The organism is Flagellimonas sp. (assembly GCF_965601775.1).
In the GTDB taxonomy this organism is placed as follows: Bacteria; Bacteroidota; Bacteroidia; order Flavobacteriales; family Flavobacteriaceae; genus Flagellimonas.
The window spans coordinates 2272041-2286689 of record NZ_OZ271837.1; the positions used below are offsets into that span (position 1 = coordinate 2272041).

Annotated in this window: 17 protein-coding genes; 14 read left to right on the forward strand and 3 right to left on the reverse strand. The window is 39.8% G+C overall.

What is annotated here, in order from left to right:
* Nucleotides 1-66 precede the first annotated feature (66 nt).
* The 11 genes from gndA to ACSLUF_RS10480 all read left to right on the forward strand — a co-directional run bounded on the left by gndA (nt 67) and on the right by ACSLUF_RS10480 (nt 8084).
* Nucleotides 67-1479: an NADP-dependent phosphogluconate dehydrogenase gene (gene gndA / locus ACSLUF_RS10430; RefSeq protein WP_435622722.1), complete on the forward strand. Its 1413-nt coding sequence runs from the start codon at nt 67-69 to the stop codon at nt 1477-1479.
* Nucleotides 1480-1581: 102 nt separating this feature from the next.
* Nucleotides 1582-2571: a CPBP family glutamic-type intramembrane protease gene (locus ACSLUF_RS10435; RefSeq protein WP_435622723.1), complete on the forward strand. Its 990-nt coding sequence runs from the start codon at nt 1582-1584 to the stop codon at nt 2569-2571.
* Nucleotides 2572-2710: 139 nt separating this feature from the next.
* Nucleotides 2711-3043: an ArsR/SmtB family transcription factor gene (locus ACSLUF_RS10440; protein ID WP_435622724.1), complete on the forward strand. Its 333-nt coding sequence runs from the start codon at nt 2711-2713 to the stop codon at nt 3041-3043.
* The gene (locus ACSLUF_RS10445) at nt 3033-3491 is read left to right on the forward strand and encodes an SRPBCC domain-containing protein (protein ID WP_435622725.1); all 459 of its coding nucleotides are present in this window, start codon (nt 3033-3035) and stop codon (nt 3489-3491) included. The genes ACSLUF_RS10440 and ACSLUF_RS10445 overlap by 11 nt, the downstream gene beginning before the upstream one ends.
* A 127-nt stretch (nt 3492-3618) precedes the next feature.
* The gene (locus ACSLUF_RS10450; RefSeq protein ID WP_435622726.1) at nt 3619-4449 is read left to right on the forward strand and encodes an ABC transporter ATP-binding protein; all 831 of its coding nucleotides are present in this window, start codon (nt 3619-3621) and stop codon (nt 4447-4449) included.
* A gap of 9 nt (nt 4450-4458) precedes the next feature.
* Nucleotides 4459-5205 carry a hypothetical protein gene (locus ACSLUF_RS10455; protein ID WP_435622727.1) on the forward strand — a complete coding sequence of 249 codons (747 nt, stop codon included), beginning with the start codon at nt 4459-4461 and terminating at the stop codon, nt 5203-5205.
* Between the two features lie 2 nt (nt 5206-5207).
* Nucleotides 5208-5576, forward strand: coding sequence for a GntR family transcriptional regulator (locus ACSLUF_RS10460; RefSeq protein ID WP_435622728.1), 369 nt, complete (start codon nt 5208-5210; stop codon nt 5574-5576).
* The gene (locus ACSLUF_RS10465; protein WP_435622729.1) at nt 5563-6120 is read left to right on the forward strand and encodes a GIN domain-containing protein; all 558 of its coding nucleotides are present in this window, start codon (nt 5563-5565) and stop codon (nt 6118-6120) included. The genes ACSLUF_RS10460 and ACSLUF_RS10465 overlap by 14 nt, the downstream gene beginning before the upstream one ends.
* Before the next feature lie 75 nt (nt 6121-6195).
* The gene (locus ACSLUF_RS10470; RefSeq protein WP_435622730.1) at nt 6196-6459 is read left to right on the forward strand and encodes a hypothetical protein; all 264 of its coding nucleotides are present in this window, start codon (nt 6196-6198) and stop codon (nt 6457-6459) included.
* 52 nt (nt 6460-6511) lie between these two features.
* Complete coding sequence (locus tag ACSLUF_RS10475) at nt 6512-7198, forward strand: DUF4386 domain-containing protein (RefSeq protein ID WP_435622731.1); 687 nt, start codon at nt 6512-6514, stop codon at nt 7196-7198.
* Nucleotides 7199-7250: 52 nt separating this feature from the next.
* Complete coding sequence (locus ACSLUF_RS10480) at nt 7251-8084, forward strand: DUF2306 domain-containing protein (protein ID WP_435622732.1); 834 nt, start codon at nt 7251-7253, stop codon at nt 8082-8084.
* 3 nt (nt 8085-8087) lie between these two features.
* Here ACSLUF_RS10480 and carB read toward each other — a convergent pair whose 3' ends face one another.
* Together carB and rpmH are read right to left on the reverse strand one after the other, a co-directional pair.
* The gene (carB, locus tag ACSLUF_RS10485) at nt 8088-10940 is read right to left on the reverse strand and encodes a carbamoyl-phosphate synthase large subunit (RefSeq protein ID WP_435622733.1); all 2853 of its coding nucleotides are present in this window, start codon (nt 10938-10940) and stop codon (nt 8088-8090) included.
* A 101-nt stretch (nt 10941-11041) separates the two neighbouring features.
* Nucleotides 11042-11200, reverse strand: coding sequence for a 50S ribosomal protein L34 (gene rpmH, locus ACSLUF_RS10490; protein WP_084598129.1), 159 nt, complete (start codon nt 11198-11200; stop codon nt 11042-11044).
* 140 nt (nt 11201-11340) lie between these two features.
* Here rpmH and ACSLUF_RS10495 point away from each other — a divergent pair, with 140 nt between their 5' ends.
* From ACSLUF_RS10495 to ACSLUF_RS10505, 3 genes are all read left to right on the forward strand, one after another.
* Nucleotides 11341-12240 (forward strand): DUF6263 family protein, encoded by a 900-nt coding sequence (locus ACSLUF_RS10495; protein ID WP_435622734.1) that lies wholly within the window; start codon nt 11341-11343, stop codon nt 12238-12240.
* A gap of 4 nt (nt 12241-12244) precedes the next feature.
* The gene (locus ACSLUF_RS10500) at nt 12245-12787 is read left to right on the forward strand and encodes a DUF2892 domain-containing protein (RefSeq protein WP_435622735.1); all 543 of its coding nucleotides are present in this window, start codon (nt 12245-12247) and stop codon (nt 12785-12787) included.
* Nucleotides 12788-13121: 334 nt separating this feature from the next.
* Nucleotides 13122-13661, forward strand: a complete 540-nt coding sequence (locus ACSLUF_RS10505) for a hypothetical protein (RefSeq protein WP_435622736.1) — start codon at nt 13122-13124, stop codon at nt 13659-13661.
* A 4-nt stretch (nt 13662-13665) separates the two neighbouring features.
* Here ACSLUF_RS10505 and ACSLUF_RS10510 read toward each other — a convergent pair whose 3' ends face one another.
* A complete protein-coding gene (locus tag ACSLUF_RS10510; RefSeq protein ID WP_435622737.1) occupies nt 13666-14625 on the reverse strand; it encodes a lytic transglycosylase domain-containing protein in 960 nt (319 codons plus the stop codon).
* Between the last annotated feature and the right edge of the window lie 24 nt (nt 14626-14649).

Genomic DNA, 14649 nt, shown 5'->3' on the forward strand with positions numbered 1-14649 from the left:
TAGGTTCGGAATACGACAAATGGTTTACTTAAGGTTGTCGTAACACAGGAATTCAAACTAAAAAACATGGCAAATACATACGATTTTGGCTTAGTGGGCCTGGGTGTAATGGGTAGAAATTTCATTTTGAATGTTGCTGATAACGGTTTTACCGCTTTTGGAAACGATTTGGATGAAGAAAAAGTAAATGCCCTGATTGATGAAGGCGGAAATACCGAAAAGGTCAATGCTACTGTCGATGTATCCAAATTTGTCCACGCTCTGAGTACCCCACGTAAAATCATGCTGCTAGTCCCCGCGGGGAAGGTCGTGGATATTGTCATAGAATCGCTACTACCCCATTTGGATAAAGGCGATATCATAATCGATGGAGGGAATTCCTTTTTTACAGATACAGACAGAAGGGAGGCCTACCTCAAAGAAAAAGGCATCAATTTCTTTGGTGCTGGGGTTTCAGGAGGCGCCAAAGGGGCCAGAAAGGGACCTAGTATAATGCCTGGAGGTTCCAGGGATGCCTATCAATATGTAAAACCCATTTTTGAAGCGGTTTCAGCTAAGTACAAAGGTGAGCCTTGTGTCACCTATTTAGGCCCAAAATCCGCAGGTAACTATGTAAAAATGGTCCACAATGGCATTGAATATGGGTTGATGCAATTGACTTCTGAAATTTACGACCTGCTTAAAAAAGCTGGGGGACTTACCAATGCTGAGCAGCATGAAACCTTCGCAAAATGGAATGCCGGACGCTTACAATCTTTCTTGGTTGAAATTACTTCTGAAATTCTGGAGCAAAAAGATGATTTGACCAATGGCGACCTAGTTGACATGATTCTGGACAAGGCCAAACAAAAAGGAACTGGTAAATGGACTTCCCAAAATGCAATGGATTTGGGGATTCCTGTTCCCACTATCGATATTGCGGTAAGTATGCGCGAGATTTCTGCTCTAAAGGATGAACGCATTAAAGCGGATGAAATTTATGAGAGGCCCACTCCTGAATCCGTAGTAAAAGATACCCTAACCAATAAAGCGGAAAAAGCGTTGTACTTCGCATTTATTATGGCCTATGCCCAAGGTATGCACCAATTGGCGGATGCCAGCAAGGAATATGGCTATGAATTGGATTTGGGGGAAATTGCCAAAATCTGGAGAGCAGGGTGTATCATCCGGGCTGCCTTATTAGCTGATATTACAGATGCGTTTAAGGCCCAACCAGATTTGCCTAATTTATTGCTATCCCCTTCTTTTTCCCAAAAAATACAAGAAACTGTGGATGCTACACGGGAGTTGGTAGCCTATGGGGCAACCAATGGTATTCCACTACCAGGACTTTCTAACTCTCTTACCTATTTCGATGCTTATACCAGCAGTAGACTGCCTTTGAATATGATTCAGGCACAACGGGATTACTTTGGGTCACATACTTATGAAAGGTTGGACAGGGAGGGCATCTTTCATACGGAGTGGGAAGATAAATAGCACTCTCTGTACTGATGGTCAATACGACGAAAGAGGTTTAGGTTTTTTCGCTACCTTTAAGCATCTCCCCCTTTAAAAAATAACTCATTTACCAAACCAACCATGGAAGCCTTTTTCAACAAAAGACCTGTAGTCAGCTATCTGTTGCTGACCTTTTTTATCACATATTTCTTTTGGTTTTTGCCCGCAATTTTTGATTTCGACAAAGACGTTGCTTTAGGACTAAGCTTAATTGGCGGTTGCGGTCCGCTTTTGGCTGGGTATCTTATTGCCGTTAGTAATTCCAAGACTACTATTAAGGTGCATTCCATACCAATTTTTGTTTTCATTTTCCTTCTGGCGTTTTTGGTTATTGTATTACGGTTATGGATAGAGAATCCAGAATCCGAAAATAGTCCCGTACCTACTTTCCAAAAAGTAGGCTGGATTGCATATATTTTGTTTGGTGTCGCATTTTTAGTTCTCGCTTTGAATGCCAGCAATGCTACTAGCAAAGCTATCTTGGAAAATCATATCACTAGTTTTTTACCCGAAAAAGGAAAACTGAGATGGTATATTTTAGGATTTGCAATCGTTCCAGCACTAAGTCTTATTGGGTATGGTATTGGGTATCTGGCCAAAGCCCCTTTGACCGAAATCTTTATCGATTTCAAACTAAAGTATTTTGTCGGTTTTCTGAGTACCCTTTTATTTTTTGGTGGTAATGAGGAATTTGGCTGGCGCGGTTTTATGCAAAAAGAGATGCAGAAAAAACAAAGTCCGCTGATAACGGCTTTGGTTATTTCCTTCTTTTGGAGTCTCTGGCACCTACCCCTTCATTATAATGGATTTTATGGAACAGGCGGAATTGTAGAAATGTTACCCCGATTTGTATGGATGATACCCATAACCATCATTTACAGCTGGCTCTACAATAAATCCAAGTATTCCCTATTGGCTTTGATGCTAATGCATGCCTCAATGAATAATGTGCAAAACGCGTTTGGTACTTCGGAATGGATTTACTTTTTCCTTACCATTATCACGGCTATTATTCTCGTTGTTCAAGATAAAATGTGGAAGCGAAACCCCCACATGCCTTTACACAACTAGAACACCTTACGATGTCGTTGCGCACCTGAAAATTGTCCGTGAACTAAGCTCGACTTCCGTAAAACACGACTTTATTTCTATAAACATTTGCGTAACCAAATGATTACATATATATTTGTAACCATTCAGTTACATTAAAATGCGACGAGACGTTTTTCAAGCTATTGCCGACCCCGTTCGAAGAGACATTATAGAGCATTTGTCAAAACAGACCATGACGGTAAATAAGGTTGCTGAGCATTTTGACATTAGCCGACCTGCCATATCAAAACATTTACGGATTCTTGAGGAGTGTGGAATCATCTCCATCGCCCAGAAAGGAAGGGAACGCTATTGTCTCATCAATCCTAAAAACCTGATTCCAGCTTTTCTATGGATTGACCAATATCGCAATCTGTGGGAGGAAAAACTGGATTCCTTTGAAAATTACCTAAACCAATTACAACAAAAATCCAATAAAAATGAGCAATGACAATCTACCCAAAGGCCGAACACTTACCCTACAAAGAACCTTCAACGCACCTATTGAACTTGTATGGGAAGCCTGGACCGAGGCCGAACACATTACAAGCTGGTGGGGGCCAAAAGGAATGGAGACTACCGTAATCAAACATAATTTTGAAGTAGGCGGTGCATGGAAATACATCATGAAGATGCCAGACGGCAATGAATTCATAGCAGAGGGAGTATATTCCGAAATCGTACGCCATCAGAAAATTGTATCCAGTGCCAATTTCAGGCCCATGACCGAGAATGTTGAAATTCACTCCATTTTTGAGGCCGATGGAGATAAAACCAAGTTTACCTTTCACTGCGTACACGAAACCGAAGAGTACTGTCGGCAACAGGAGCAAATGGGATTCTATAATGGATGGGGCTCTGTATTCGACCGCTTATCCGAATTCTTGCAAAACCAATAATACATAGAACATAAAAGCTCCAATAGGGGCTTTTTTCTTATCCCCTTTCCAGTGAATTTTAAAAAACTTTTGGAGAATCAAATTCTTTTTATACATTTGTAGTGTTCTAGTTTACTAATACACTATAATGTTAACCTTAAAACAACTTCATTTTAAGTATCCCAAAGGCCGTCCTATCCTTAAATCGGTGGATTTGACCTTTGCTTCCGGAAGCATCTATGGCTTATTCGGGAAAAATGGTGAGGGGAAAAGTACCTTAATGAAATTGGTTTGTGGATTGCTAAACCCAGAAGCTGGATACTGTACTTTATATGGAGCTTCCACGCACGAAAGAAATGTTCGAACCCTCAAAGACCTGTATTTTATTCCAGAAGATTTTGAACTTCCTGCGGTTTCGATAGAGACCTATGAAAAAATAAATTCGGTTTTCTATCCCAACTTTTCCACAGATTCTTTTTATTCCCTTATTGAAGAATTTGGACTTTTTAGAAAACAAGGGATAGCCAAATTATCCTTTGGTCAAAAGAAAAAGGTTATGATTGCTTTTGGATTGGCTACGAATACTCCCCTCCTACTCATGGATGAGCCCACTAACGGTTTGGATATTCCATCCAAAAGTCAATTTAGAAAAATATTGGCATCGGCGATTAATGAGGATAAATGCATAATCATTTCAACCCATCAGGTAAGGGACCTACACAGTTTGATTGACCATGTGGTCATTATGGATAACGCTCAAATCATTTTCGACCAACCTTTATCGAATGTTTCGGATGCACTCTGGTTTGGTAGGGCCTCAAAGTCAGAAGAATCAAAAGTCCTCTTTACGGAATCCAGTTTTGGGGGAAAAGCAATTTTGACTCGGGAAAATCAAGAAGAAAGTGAAGTTGACCTGGAGTTGCTCTTTAATGGGGTGCTCACGAAGCGTGAAGAAATCAATTCTATCATAAAGCACTAGTTAATTGCCATGGAATTTGAAGTTTCAAGAATAGTACAATTCATAAGAAGGGATATTACCTTATTAAAAGGAAGTATTATTACTGGGATATTGGTTTCCAGCATTATACTTTTCTTGCTATGCCTTTTCAACATGGCCTGGGATAAAGAACTCTCCTCTGATGAATTTCTTGGGTGTTTTGCTCTTTGTTATTTTCCCCTTGGGATTTTATATACCTATGCCATCTGCCGTGAGTTTCAAAATCCTAAATTGAACCATTCCTATCTCTCGCTACCTGTATCAACCAAAGAACGTATCACGGGAAAATGGGTCAATGCATATGTTGCCTATACCCTTATCTTTTCTATGCTGGCTATAACAGTTGGGATTTTTGCCATGATAGTGGGCACCATTATTTTCCGGGCAGATTTCACGTTAACATCATTATTCTCAGTGAATTACTGGAAAGTAGTGCTGTTGTACCTTTTTGTCCAACCCCTGTTTCTGGTTGGTGCATTAAGTTTTACCAAGAATCGCATGGGGAAAACCTTATTGGTATTAGGAATACTGTTCATAGGATTTCTCATTTTCAACTTTATCTGTTTTGGGTTACTAAATCATGACTTTGGGATTTTCTCGGGTCGGTCTTCAGGTTCCCATGGCTTTGATAGGGCCAGTCAGGATTTTTCATTGGTGGGCAAATGGTTCTACGGGCTCATATTTGGACCCTTGATGCTCTTGGTAGCCTATTTGAAAATAAAGGAAAAGGAGGTGTAGTAATGGATTTTGACAATAGCAAACCCATTTATCTGCAAATCGCGGAAGTTTTCTATGAAAACATTCTGGAAAAACGCTGGAAGGAGGAAGAGCGAATCCCATCGGTGCGAGAAATAGCCATGTTGGTAGAGGTAAATCCAAATACAGCCATTCGCGCATTTAACCACCTACAGGATTTGGAAGTCATTTATAACAAAAGAGGAATCGGATATTTTGTCGCCGAAAACGGATATGCAAAAGTTATGGAAATCAAACGTAAGGAATTTATGGAACATACTTTACCTGATGTTTTCCGAAAAATGAACATGATGAACATTCCTTTGGAAGAGTTAATTAACTCATTTAAGCAAGAAAACCATGAAAAAAAGTAATCTCATCCTATTTGGGGCATTAGGGGCTATTTTGATTTTCACTTTGGCCTTTCAGCTTACCACACATCGTTATATAAAAGAAGATAATAGAAAAAGGGCGACAGCAACCAGAGTCACCGAAGAGCGTACCATTACCCCCTTTAAAGGCATTTCAACCATGGCTCCGATAAAAATTGTACTTGTCCAGGATAGTTTGCAAAAAATCCAGATAGAGGCTCCAAGTTATCTTATTGATTCTGTTAAAACCTATGTGGCAAACGACACCTTATCCATAGAAACACCCAATGACATACGAAAAAGGGACAGTGTTAAAGTTCATATAACCCTTAAAACGCTCGAACACCTCCAACTCGGTAGCTACAGTATCATTGAATCCAAAGATACTATTGCGGGAAATGAACTGAATTTGCAGCTCAAAGGGCACAGTGCGGCACAGCTGCTTTTAAAATATGAACATATGAACTATAGCAATACTTCGGATGGTCTAGTGGATATTGCTGGGGACATCAAAAACATCAAAATCGTAAACGTACAAAAAGAGTAATCAACAGTTTATTCATCAATCAATCATCAATCATCAATCATCAATCATCAATCATCAATCAAAAAACGAACAATCATGAAACATACAAAAGGAGTTTTACCCTTTTTGAATATTACTAAGGGAATCAAGAAAGCATCACTTCCATTGTGGATTATCCTATTTTTTCTAAGTACTCCAAATGAGAAAGGTTCACAATCCAACCCAAAGGAAGTAGCCAAAGTCAAGCACGAGACGTTACAGGCTTTGCAGCTTATCTCCTTTAATCTCCAGAAAGGGATACAAGCTATGGACCATTTAAACCACTATCAAATTACCCAAAACAAAATTGTAAAACTGTAGTTCACTTCATTTTATAAAAATTCATCAATCATCAATCAAAAAACGAACAATCATGCAATCGAACATTAAAATCGGACGTATTACTGGAGTCCTATTGTTTACCATCGTAGCATTAGGCATCCCCGCAATGAATCTAAGAAACCTATTTAGTTCAATGGCCTGGACACCCAGTCTGCTGGAACACATCTTTGAAAACACCTTTCAAATTCGAATTTCAATCTTTTTGGACCTCGTGGTCAGTGGACTATGGCTATCGCTTGCCATTTGGTTGTTTCCCGTAATTAAACAATTCCGGAAAGGATTTGCCTATTGGTTTTTAGGGATTTGGACACTTCACTTTGCCGTAGTACTTTTTGGTCTCATCTCCGAGCTCTCACTTTTATCCCTAGCCGATGTTTTCGCCAACTCATCCGGAACCAGTGAAGAAATGCTGATAGGATTGGGAACATTGAATCTGGAAGAATACTTTTGGAGCCATTATTTAGCTGTACTGCTTTTCAGCACGGCTATGCTCTCTCTCTATTTTATTTTCTATCAAACCAAACTGATTCCAAGATTTCTTTCGGTTTGGGGTATGATAGCCATCTCCATTGTTTTCGTGGCTTGCCAACTAGCTCTTTTTAATATTAAGGTCAATTTTACCTTTTTTGGACAAAACGGTGTGCATCTTTTAGTCTTAATTGGATGGTTGCTTGCCAAGGGATTTAATACCTCTCCCATCACACTTCGGAATTCTTGAACAAGACCATTTCATCATCAATCATTAATCATCAATCAAAAAACGAAACATCATGTCATCCAAAACTGAAATCCTTAGAGCGGGTTCATTCCCAAAAAAGCTTTTTCCCCGTGCGCTGTCAGTAACGGCAACGGTATGGTTTTTAACTGCCGTAATAGGTCAATGGATTTTCGCCTTTTATGTGGCTGCCTACTATGGAGGAGCAGCCATGGACGGAGATTTTATGAAATGGAACCGAGTCCTTCCACATGGGTATGTTGAAGGGGAAACCATGGGAAACTTAGCTGTGGCACTTCACCTTCTTTTTGCGGTGGTGGTCATGGTAGGCGGACCGCTTCAATTCAGCTCCAAGATTAGAAAATGGGCCCCTCGCTTCCATAGGTACAATGGAAGAATTTATATTGGGTCAGCCTTCCTCATCAGTCTCAGTGGTATTTACATGGTGGTTACCAAAGGAACTATCAGCGGCATCGTAGGGGATTTAAGTGTTAGTTTAAATGGACTCCTAATCCTTCTTTTCGCCTATTTGGCCATTACGCGCGCCAGACAAAAAAACTTCGCATCCCATAGCGAATGGGTGCTACGCCTGTTTCTAGTGATGGGAGGGGTTTGGTTTTTTAGAATTGGGCTTATGTTCTGGCTCATGGTCAATAATGGTCCAGTAGGGTTTGACCCCCAAACCTTTAGAGGGCCTTTTCTTGTTTTCTTAGGGTTTGGTCAATACCTAATTCCCTTGGCCATTGCAGAGTTATATCTCCATGCCAAGAAAACCGATAAACCGGCTTTGCAAATGACAACTAGTGTTATTCTGATTGTATGTACTCTAATTACCCTAGTGGGAACTTTTGCAGCCACTATGGGCATGTGGTTGCCCAGATTGAATTAAGTTTTATTTGCTCAAGTACATCTTCCTTCTAGAATAAAGATTATAGAAATCGTCGTCCTTCAAACTATCAATAAAGAGGATACTTTCTCCAGTACTTTTCATTTCTGGTCCTAAATTCTTGTTTACATTCGGGAATTTGTTGAATGAGAACACCGGTTGCTTTATGGCATATCCATCCAAGTGTGGGTTGAAATCGAAATCCTTGATTTTCTTTTCACCCAACATGACCTTGGTAGCAAAATTTACATAGGGTTCCCCATAGGCCTTAGCGATAAAAGGTACGGTCCGTGAGGCCCTTGGGTTGGCCTCGATGATATAAACCATATCATCCTTAACCGCAAATTGGATATTAATCAACCCGACAGTATTTAAGGCCAAAGCAATTTTTTGGGTATGGTCCTTAATCTGTTGCATTACGAACTCCCCTAAATTAAAGGGGGGTAGTGTAGCGTTGGAGTCTCCGGAATGGATACCACAAGGTTCAATATGCTCCATGATACCGATGATTTTCACTTCATCTCCATCACAAATTGCATCTGCCTCTGCTTCAATAGCGCCATCCAAATAATGATCCAGCAAGAGTTTGTTGTTGGGTATTTTACGAAGTAAGTCAACCACATGCGCTTCCAACTCCTCCTTATTGATAACAATCTTCATCCCTTGGCCACCAAGAACATAAGACGGTCTAACCAACAGAGGGAAATTCAATTCTTCTGCCAAATCCAATGCCTCATCTGCAGTCTCTGCAACCCCAAATCTTGGGTAAGGGATATTGTTATCTTTCAAAAGCGTGGAAAAACTTCCCCTATCTTCCGCCAAATCCAAGGATTTAAAACTAGTACCTATAATGTTGATACCGTATTTATCCAATTTTTCGGCAAGTTTTAAGGCCGTTTGACCTCCCAACTGGACGATTACACCTTCCGGCTTTTCATGTAAAATGATATCATAAATATGTTCCCAGAAGACGGGCTCAAAATATAACTTGTCCGCGGTATCAAAGTCCGTGGAAACCGTTTCTGGGTTACAGTTAATCATGATGGTTTCATAACCACATTCTGCAGCTGCCAATACCCCATGAACGCAGCAGTAATCAAACTCTATCCCCTGCCCTATTCGGTTGGGTCCGGAACCTAGAACCACGATTTTCTTTCGGTCTGTTACCTCACTGTCGTTGGCAACATATCGCGTACCATCCGGTCTTTCAATCTCTTCCTCAAAAGTGGAGTAATAATATGGAGTTACGGCCTTAAATTCCGCAGCGCAGGTATCAACTAACTTATATACCCTGTTGATTCCCAGATTTGTACGCTTCTTATGAACTTCACTTTCGTAGCAATCCAACATATGGGCGATTTGTCTATCTGCGAAGCCTTTTTGTTTGGCCTCCAAAAGCAAGGACTTATCAATACTTTCCACGGTATATTTGGAGATTTCCTTTTCCAAAAAGTGCAGTTCCTCGTATTGTTTTAGGAACCACATATCAATTTTGGTGATATCGTGAATGGTCTTCAATGGAATCCCCAATTGAATGGCATCATAAAGCACAAATACACGGTCCCAACTGGGAACTTTTAGCTTGTGAATAATGGTATCATAGTCCGTATATCCCTTTCCATCGGCTCCCAATCCATTTCGTTTGATTTCCAAAGATTGCGTAGCCTTATGCAGGGCTTCCTGGAAAGAACGACCGATTCCCATAACCTCACCAACAGCCTTCATCTGCAACCCTAAGGTCCTATCAGAGCCTTCAAACTTATCAAAGTTCCAACGTGGAATTTTTACAATTACATAGTCCAAGGTAGGCTCAAATAAAGCAGAAGTGGACTGGGTAATTTGGTTTTGTAATTCATCCAAAGTGTAGCCTATCGCCAACTTGGCAGCTACTTTGGCAATTGGATATCCAGTAGCTTTGGAGGCCAAAGCTGAAGACCTAGAAACTCTTGGATTGATTTCAATAGCGATAATCTCTTCTTCCTCATCCGGGCTTACCGCGAACTGTACGTTACAACCTCCAGCAAAATCTCCGATACTGCGCATCATATGAATAGCCATATCCCGCATGCGTTGGAAAGTCCTGTCAGAAAGGGTCATAGCCGGAGCCACCGTAATGGAATCTCCTGTATGGATACCCATCGGGTCCATATTTTCTATGGTACAAATGATGACCACATTGTCATTTTGGTCCCGTAAAAGTTCCAGTTCATATTCCTTCCATCCCATCATGGCTTTATCAATCATCACCTCATGGATGGGTGATACCTCGAGTCCGTGACTTAATAACCTATCGAAATCCTTAGGATCGTGAACAATGGAAGCTCCTGCTCCACCTAAAGTGAAAGAAGCTCGAATTACCAAAGGAAAACCAAACTCTTGGGCTATTTCTTTTCCTTTCAAAAATGATGTTGCTGTTGCCTGGGGTGCCATCCCAACGCCAATCTTTGTCATCAACTCCCGAAACTTCTCACGGTCTTCGGTAATGTTGATGGCATCAATATCCACACCTATGATTTCCACATCAAAATCTTCCCAAATTCCCTTTTCATCTGCTTCTATACAAAGATTCAAAGCAGTTTGTCCTCCCATGGTGGGCAGAACCGCATCTATTTCGGGATGGTTTTTTAAAATCTCAATAATGGACCGCGTATTCAAAGGTTTTAAATACACATGGTCTGCCATGGAAGGGTCGGTCATAATGGTGGCCGGGTTGCTATTGATCAGAATAGTTTTTATACCATCCTCGCGTAAGGACCGTAACGCTTGGCTTCCTGAATAGTCAAACTCACAGGCCTGTCCAATAATGATTGGACCAGAACCGATAATTAAAATGGACTTGAGATCTTTTCTTTTTGGCATTCTTTTTTTGTTAGTTGTATTTCAATCGCTAAAAATAGGTCAAAAAAAAGGTGCTAAACTTGGGAAAGTAGCACCTTTAATTAAAAGTTATTGACAGCACATTATTTTTTGTGTCTTGGCTCAGATGAAACAGATAATTTCTTTCTTCCTTTAGCTCTTCTACGAGCAAGAACCTTTCTGCCATTGGCAGTAGCCATGCGCTCCCTAAAACCATGCTTGTTTCTTCTCTTCCGTTTTGACGGCTGATACGTTCTTTTCATTTCCGAACTATTTTATAAGGATTTTAAAAATGTGGAAAAAGCTTCCAAAATTTCTGGGCGCAAATATACGAAGAGTTTTTACTTCGACAAATGGTTTGTAAAAAATGTTTGTGTAGTTTTGTCACACTAAGATACACCTCATGAATTTCCAAAAGTTTTTCAGCGTCCTCGTACTATTTTACTTGGTGGGTTTAGTACCGCTCCAAACCTTGGGGCAACAAAAATTAGCTTACACGCTGAAGAAAGATGATTTTTTTAAGATAAAACAGGATGCCAAACAGCTTATTGTCCAAGAATTGGATGGGGCAAAACATGAGCTCACTAATGATTTGGCAGCTATTTTCTCCTTTAAAGTGGTCGGAGAAACTGAAGCTGGTTATATCATTCAATTAGCATTTGAAGATTTTGGGATGAAAACCACATCCAATTTACAAGGTGTTCTTATTGATGTGAAAGCCTCTGAGCCTGAAGCTGGCAATATAATGTCCGAAATGTTCAATGGATTAATCGGATATACTCTCGAAATGACCATGCAGAAGGATGGAAAGATTATAGAAGTAAATGGGGGTGATGAATTGGTGGACAACATGATTGCGAAAGCAGGCATAGCGGATGATTTCAACAAAAACCTGATGCGTAAGTCCTTGGGGAAGGAGTTTAGCTCGACAGGATTGGCCAAAAGTTTTGAACAGATGACCTACTTCTACCCTACAACCACTGTTGCCGTGGGTGATTCATGGACCAATGAGTTTACTGGAAAGCTAAAAGCCAAGAACAGTTGGAAGTTGGAAAAAGTAAACCCTGAAAGCTCCATAATATCGGGAACATCTTCAATCATTATGAACACTGAAGATAGTGGCACCACAATGGTATTGACCGGTAATCAACAAACTTCAATTAATGCCAATGCACAGAATGGTTTTATCCAAACCATAAGCAGTGAGAGTTTTGCGGAGGGTATTTCGAAAGTGGCCACAATGGGTGATGTGGAAATCCCTACATCCATCAAATCAACAATTACCTACGAATTAATACAATAATTATATGTTTAATAAGAATATAAAACTGGTACTGGCCTTTTTAATCATTGCATACGCTGTCTATCAGTTTGTGGAAGGATATATTGGAAATGGCATCGCCCTGATTTTTCTGTCCCTCATCTTTGTTTTCCTTTATTTTAGAAATGAAATCATTCTTCTGGCTTTTCTACGCATGCGAAAGCAGGATATGGAAGGTACCCAAAAATGGTTAGCGAAAATCAAGAACCCGGAGTCCTCTTTAATCAAAAAGCAACAAGGGTATTACAACTATTTGCATGGAATTATTTATTCCCAGAAGAACTTGACCCAAGCGGAAAAGTACTTCAAAAAGGCTTTGAAATTAGGATTGAACATGAATTATGATGTGGCCATGGCCAAACTAAGTCTTGCCGGAATTTCTATGCAAAAGGGAAGAAAACGCGAAGCCACCACATTACTTCAAGAAGCAAAGAAGTTGGACAAGAACAATATGCTGACGGAACAAATTAAAATGATGCAGCAGCAGATGAAAAAAGGTCCGCAGCAGGTTAGAACCAGGTACCGTTAGTCCTTGAGATTAAGGTTCGAAAATACTTACCTATATCTATCTTCCTGTGATTTCCTTTATTCTAGATTTCAAATACTCCTTTGTATCCTGAAACCCATGCAAAAATAAATTTGTAAGGAGTTATTTCAGAAATTACTAATTAAATATTTTTCGAAGAAAATTGAGGTGTTGTAGCAACTAATAAAGAACATCCTCTTTAAAATTATTCCTTAGTTACTTTTAGTAATTCATCTTTCTTTTCCGAAATATCAATCCAAATAATGTATTGATCAATTTACAATAGACTTTTCATGCCAAATTTTCAATCTTAGTCTCTTACTAAATAAATAAAGTAATGATTGTTTGGTCAGGTAGAGGATTTCTTATTGTACTAGTTTTATTAGCTACTCTTTTTTTGTGTATATCGATTTTGCCAAATGAGTATAGGGATTACGGTTTTGTAATTTCAACTTTTTCAACTGGCGGTTTTAGCTGGTTTTTCGGACGGAAATGGAATAGACGAAATGAGAGAACTGTTATTGATGAAAAATCAGGTCAGCGATTGAAAATTGGAACTCTTCATACTTTGTTTTGGATACCAATGCAATATTGGGGGTTTGTACTACCTGTTTTAGGTATAATTATCCTATTTCAAAACTCACCAGTGCTTGCCATAATAACATCAATTACGCTTCTGGCACTAATACTTTTTATCGTTTTTAATCAAAAAGCAAAATCAGAAAGTAAATTCAAGAATTTAGCTAAAAGCAACGTTAAAAGGCAAGCCGAACGTAAGCAACCTGTTAATGCTAGTGAAACTATTTCGGAGTTGAAAGAACAAAGCTCTATCAACAAAGAATTCAAGCCATCTGATCACAGCAAGTTTATGCCATAATAGATTACCGTCCAGCACCGGTTTCCCGATAATATCCTTTATTAGGAATTTCTATCACATAGGTTTTACCCGTAGCATTATTTAAGTGGGGCTCGCGTAGCCAAGGATTGTGACGCTTTAAAATCTTGTAGTTGATTTCATATAAATGGGCGAAATCTGCCCAACTGGTTACTGATGAGTCTACTTCAACCGTAAAAGTAGGTACGGCATTGTATAAATCGTCTTTTTCCACTTCAAAACCATACTTCTCTGGACTTGAGAGAATTTCCTTTATGGCCATAATACGAAATACGTAGCGTCCCGTTTCCTCTCCCAACAGCAAATCATAGTAATCATCTTCTTTTTGGATGCGCATGTACTTTTGGATTCCTGCTGGTCCCGCATTGTAGGCCGCAGCGGTCAACGTCCAACTTCCAAATCTGTTTTTCCATTTTTTTAGATAATCGCAGGCTACTTGAGTTGCTTTTTCCACATGGTAGCGCTCATCCACATTGGCATTTACTTCTAGACCATATTCTTTTCCGGTACCCTTTAAAATTTGCCAAAATCCACGAGCTCCAGCCGGAGAAACTGCATTTTGAAGGCCACTTTCAGCAACTGCTAGATACTTAAAATCATCAGGAATGCCATTTTTGGCAAGAATAGGTTCAATTATTGGGAAATACTTATGTGCCCTCTTCATTAATAGAATCGCATTGGATTGCCAATAGGTGTTCACTAAAAATTCACGGTCCACACGTTCCAGAATTTCTGGGTCTTCCAAAGGCACAGCTTCCCCTGCAAAATTTAGGTCTTCAGGGATTTCAATCGCACTGATTTGGTAACCATCCGTTACATTCCTATCTGAAGTGACGACCTGTTCCAAAGCGGCTTTCTTCTCGGGTGTTGCCTGCACGGCAAAAACCAAACTGCCTACAACAACCAATAAACCAATCCCTGCCAGCGTATTTTTTACGTATTTCATATGCACCAATAATTTCAATAAAGA

What these genes read in the sequence shown, in the direction of transcription:
- carB (WP_435622733.1), bottom strand. Translation starts at nt 10,940, where the DNA reads ATGCCAAAAAGAAAAGATCTCAAGTCCATTTTAATTATCGGTTCTGGT.
- ACSLUF_RS10500 (WP_435622735.1), top strand. Translation starts at nt 12,245, where the DNA reads ATGTTTAATAAGAATATAAAACTGGTACTGGCCTTTTTAATCATTGCA.
- ACSLUF_RS10460 (WP_435622728.1), top strand. Translation starts at nt 5,208, where the DNA reads ATGGATTTTGACAATAGCAAACCCATTTATCTGCAAATCGCGGAAGTT.
- gndA (WP_435622722.1), top strand. Translation starts at nt 67, where the DNA reads ATGGCAAATACATACGATTTTGGCTTAGTGGGCCTGGGTGTAATGGGT.
- ACSLUF_RS10505 (WP_435622736.1), top strand. Translation starts at nt 13,122, where the DNA reads ATGATTGTTTGGTCAGGTAGAGGATTTCTTATTGTACTAGTTTTATTA.
- ACSLUF_RS10435 (WP_435622723.1), top strand. Translation starts at nt 1,582, where the DNA reads ATGGAAGCCTTTTTCAACAAAAGACCTGTAGTCAGCTATCTGTTGCTG.
- ACSLUF_RS10510 (WP_435622737.1), bottom strand. Translation starts at nt 14,625, where the DNA reads ATGAAATACGTAAAAAATACGCTGGCAGGGATTGGTTTATTGGTTGTT.
- ACSLUF_RS10475 (WP_435622731.1), top strand. Translation starts at nt 6,512, where the DNA reads ATGCAATCGAACATTAAAATCGGACGTATTACTGGAGTCCTATTGTTT.
- ACSLUF_RS10465 (WP_435622729.1), top strand. Translation starts at nt 5,563, where the DNA reads ATGAAAAAAAGTAATCTCATCCTATTTGGGGCATTAGGGGCTATTTTG.
- rpmH (WP_084598129.1), bottom strand. Translation starts at nt 11,200, where the DNA reads ATGAAAAGAACGTATCAGCCGTCAAAACGGAAGAGAAGAAACAAGCAT.
- ACSLUF_RS10480 (WP_435622732.1), top strand. Translation starts at nt 7,251, where the DNA reads ATGTCATCCAAAACTGAAATCCTTAGAGCGGGTTCATTCCCAAAAAAG.
- ACSLUF_RS10445 (WP_435622725.1), top strand. Translation starts at nt 3,033, where the DNA reads ATGAGCAATGACAATCTACCCAAAGGCCGAACACTTACCCTACAAAGA.
- ACSLUF_RS10450 (WP_435622726.1), top strand. Translation starts at nt 3,619, where the DNA reads ATGTTAACCTTAAAACAACTTCATTTTAAGTATCCCAAAGGCCGTCCT.
- ACSLUF_RS10440 (WP_435622724.1), top strand. Translation starts at nt 2,711, where the DNA reads ATGCGACGAGACGTTTTTCAAGCTATTGCCGACCCCGTTCGAAGAGAC.
- ACSLUF_RS10495 (WP_435622734.1), top strand. Translation starts at nt 11,341, where the DNA reads ATGAATTTCCAAAAGTTTTTCAGCGTCCTCGTACTATTTTACTTGGTG.
- ACSLUF_RS10470 (WP_435622730.1), top strand. Translation starts at nt 6,196, where the DNA reads ATGAAACATACAAAAGGAGTTTTACCCTTTTTGAATATTACTAAGGGA.
- ACSLUF_RS10455 (WP_435622727.1), top strand. Translation starts at nt 4,459, where the DNA reads ATGGAATTTGAAGTTTCAAGAATAGTACAATTCATAAGAAGGGATATT.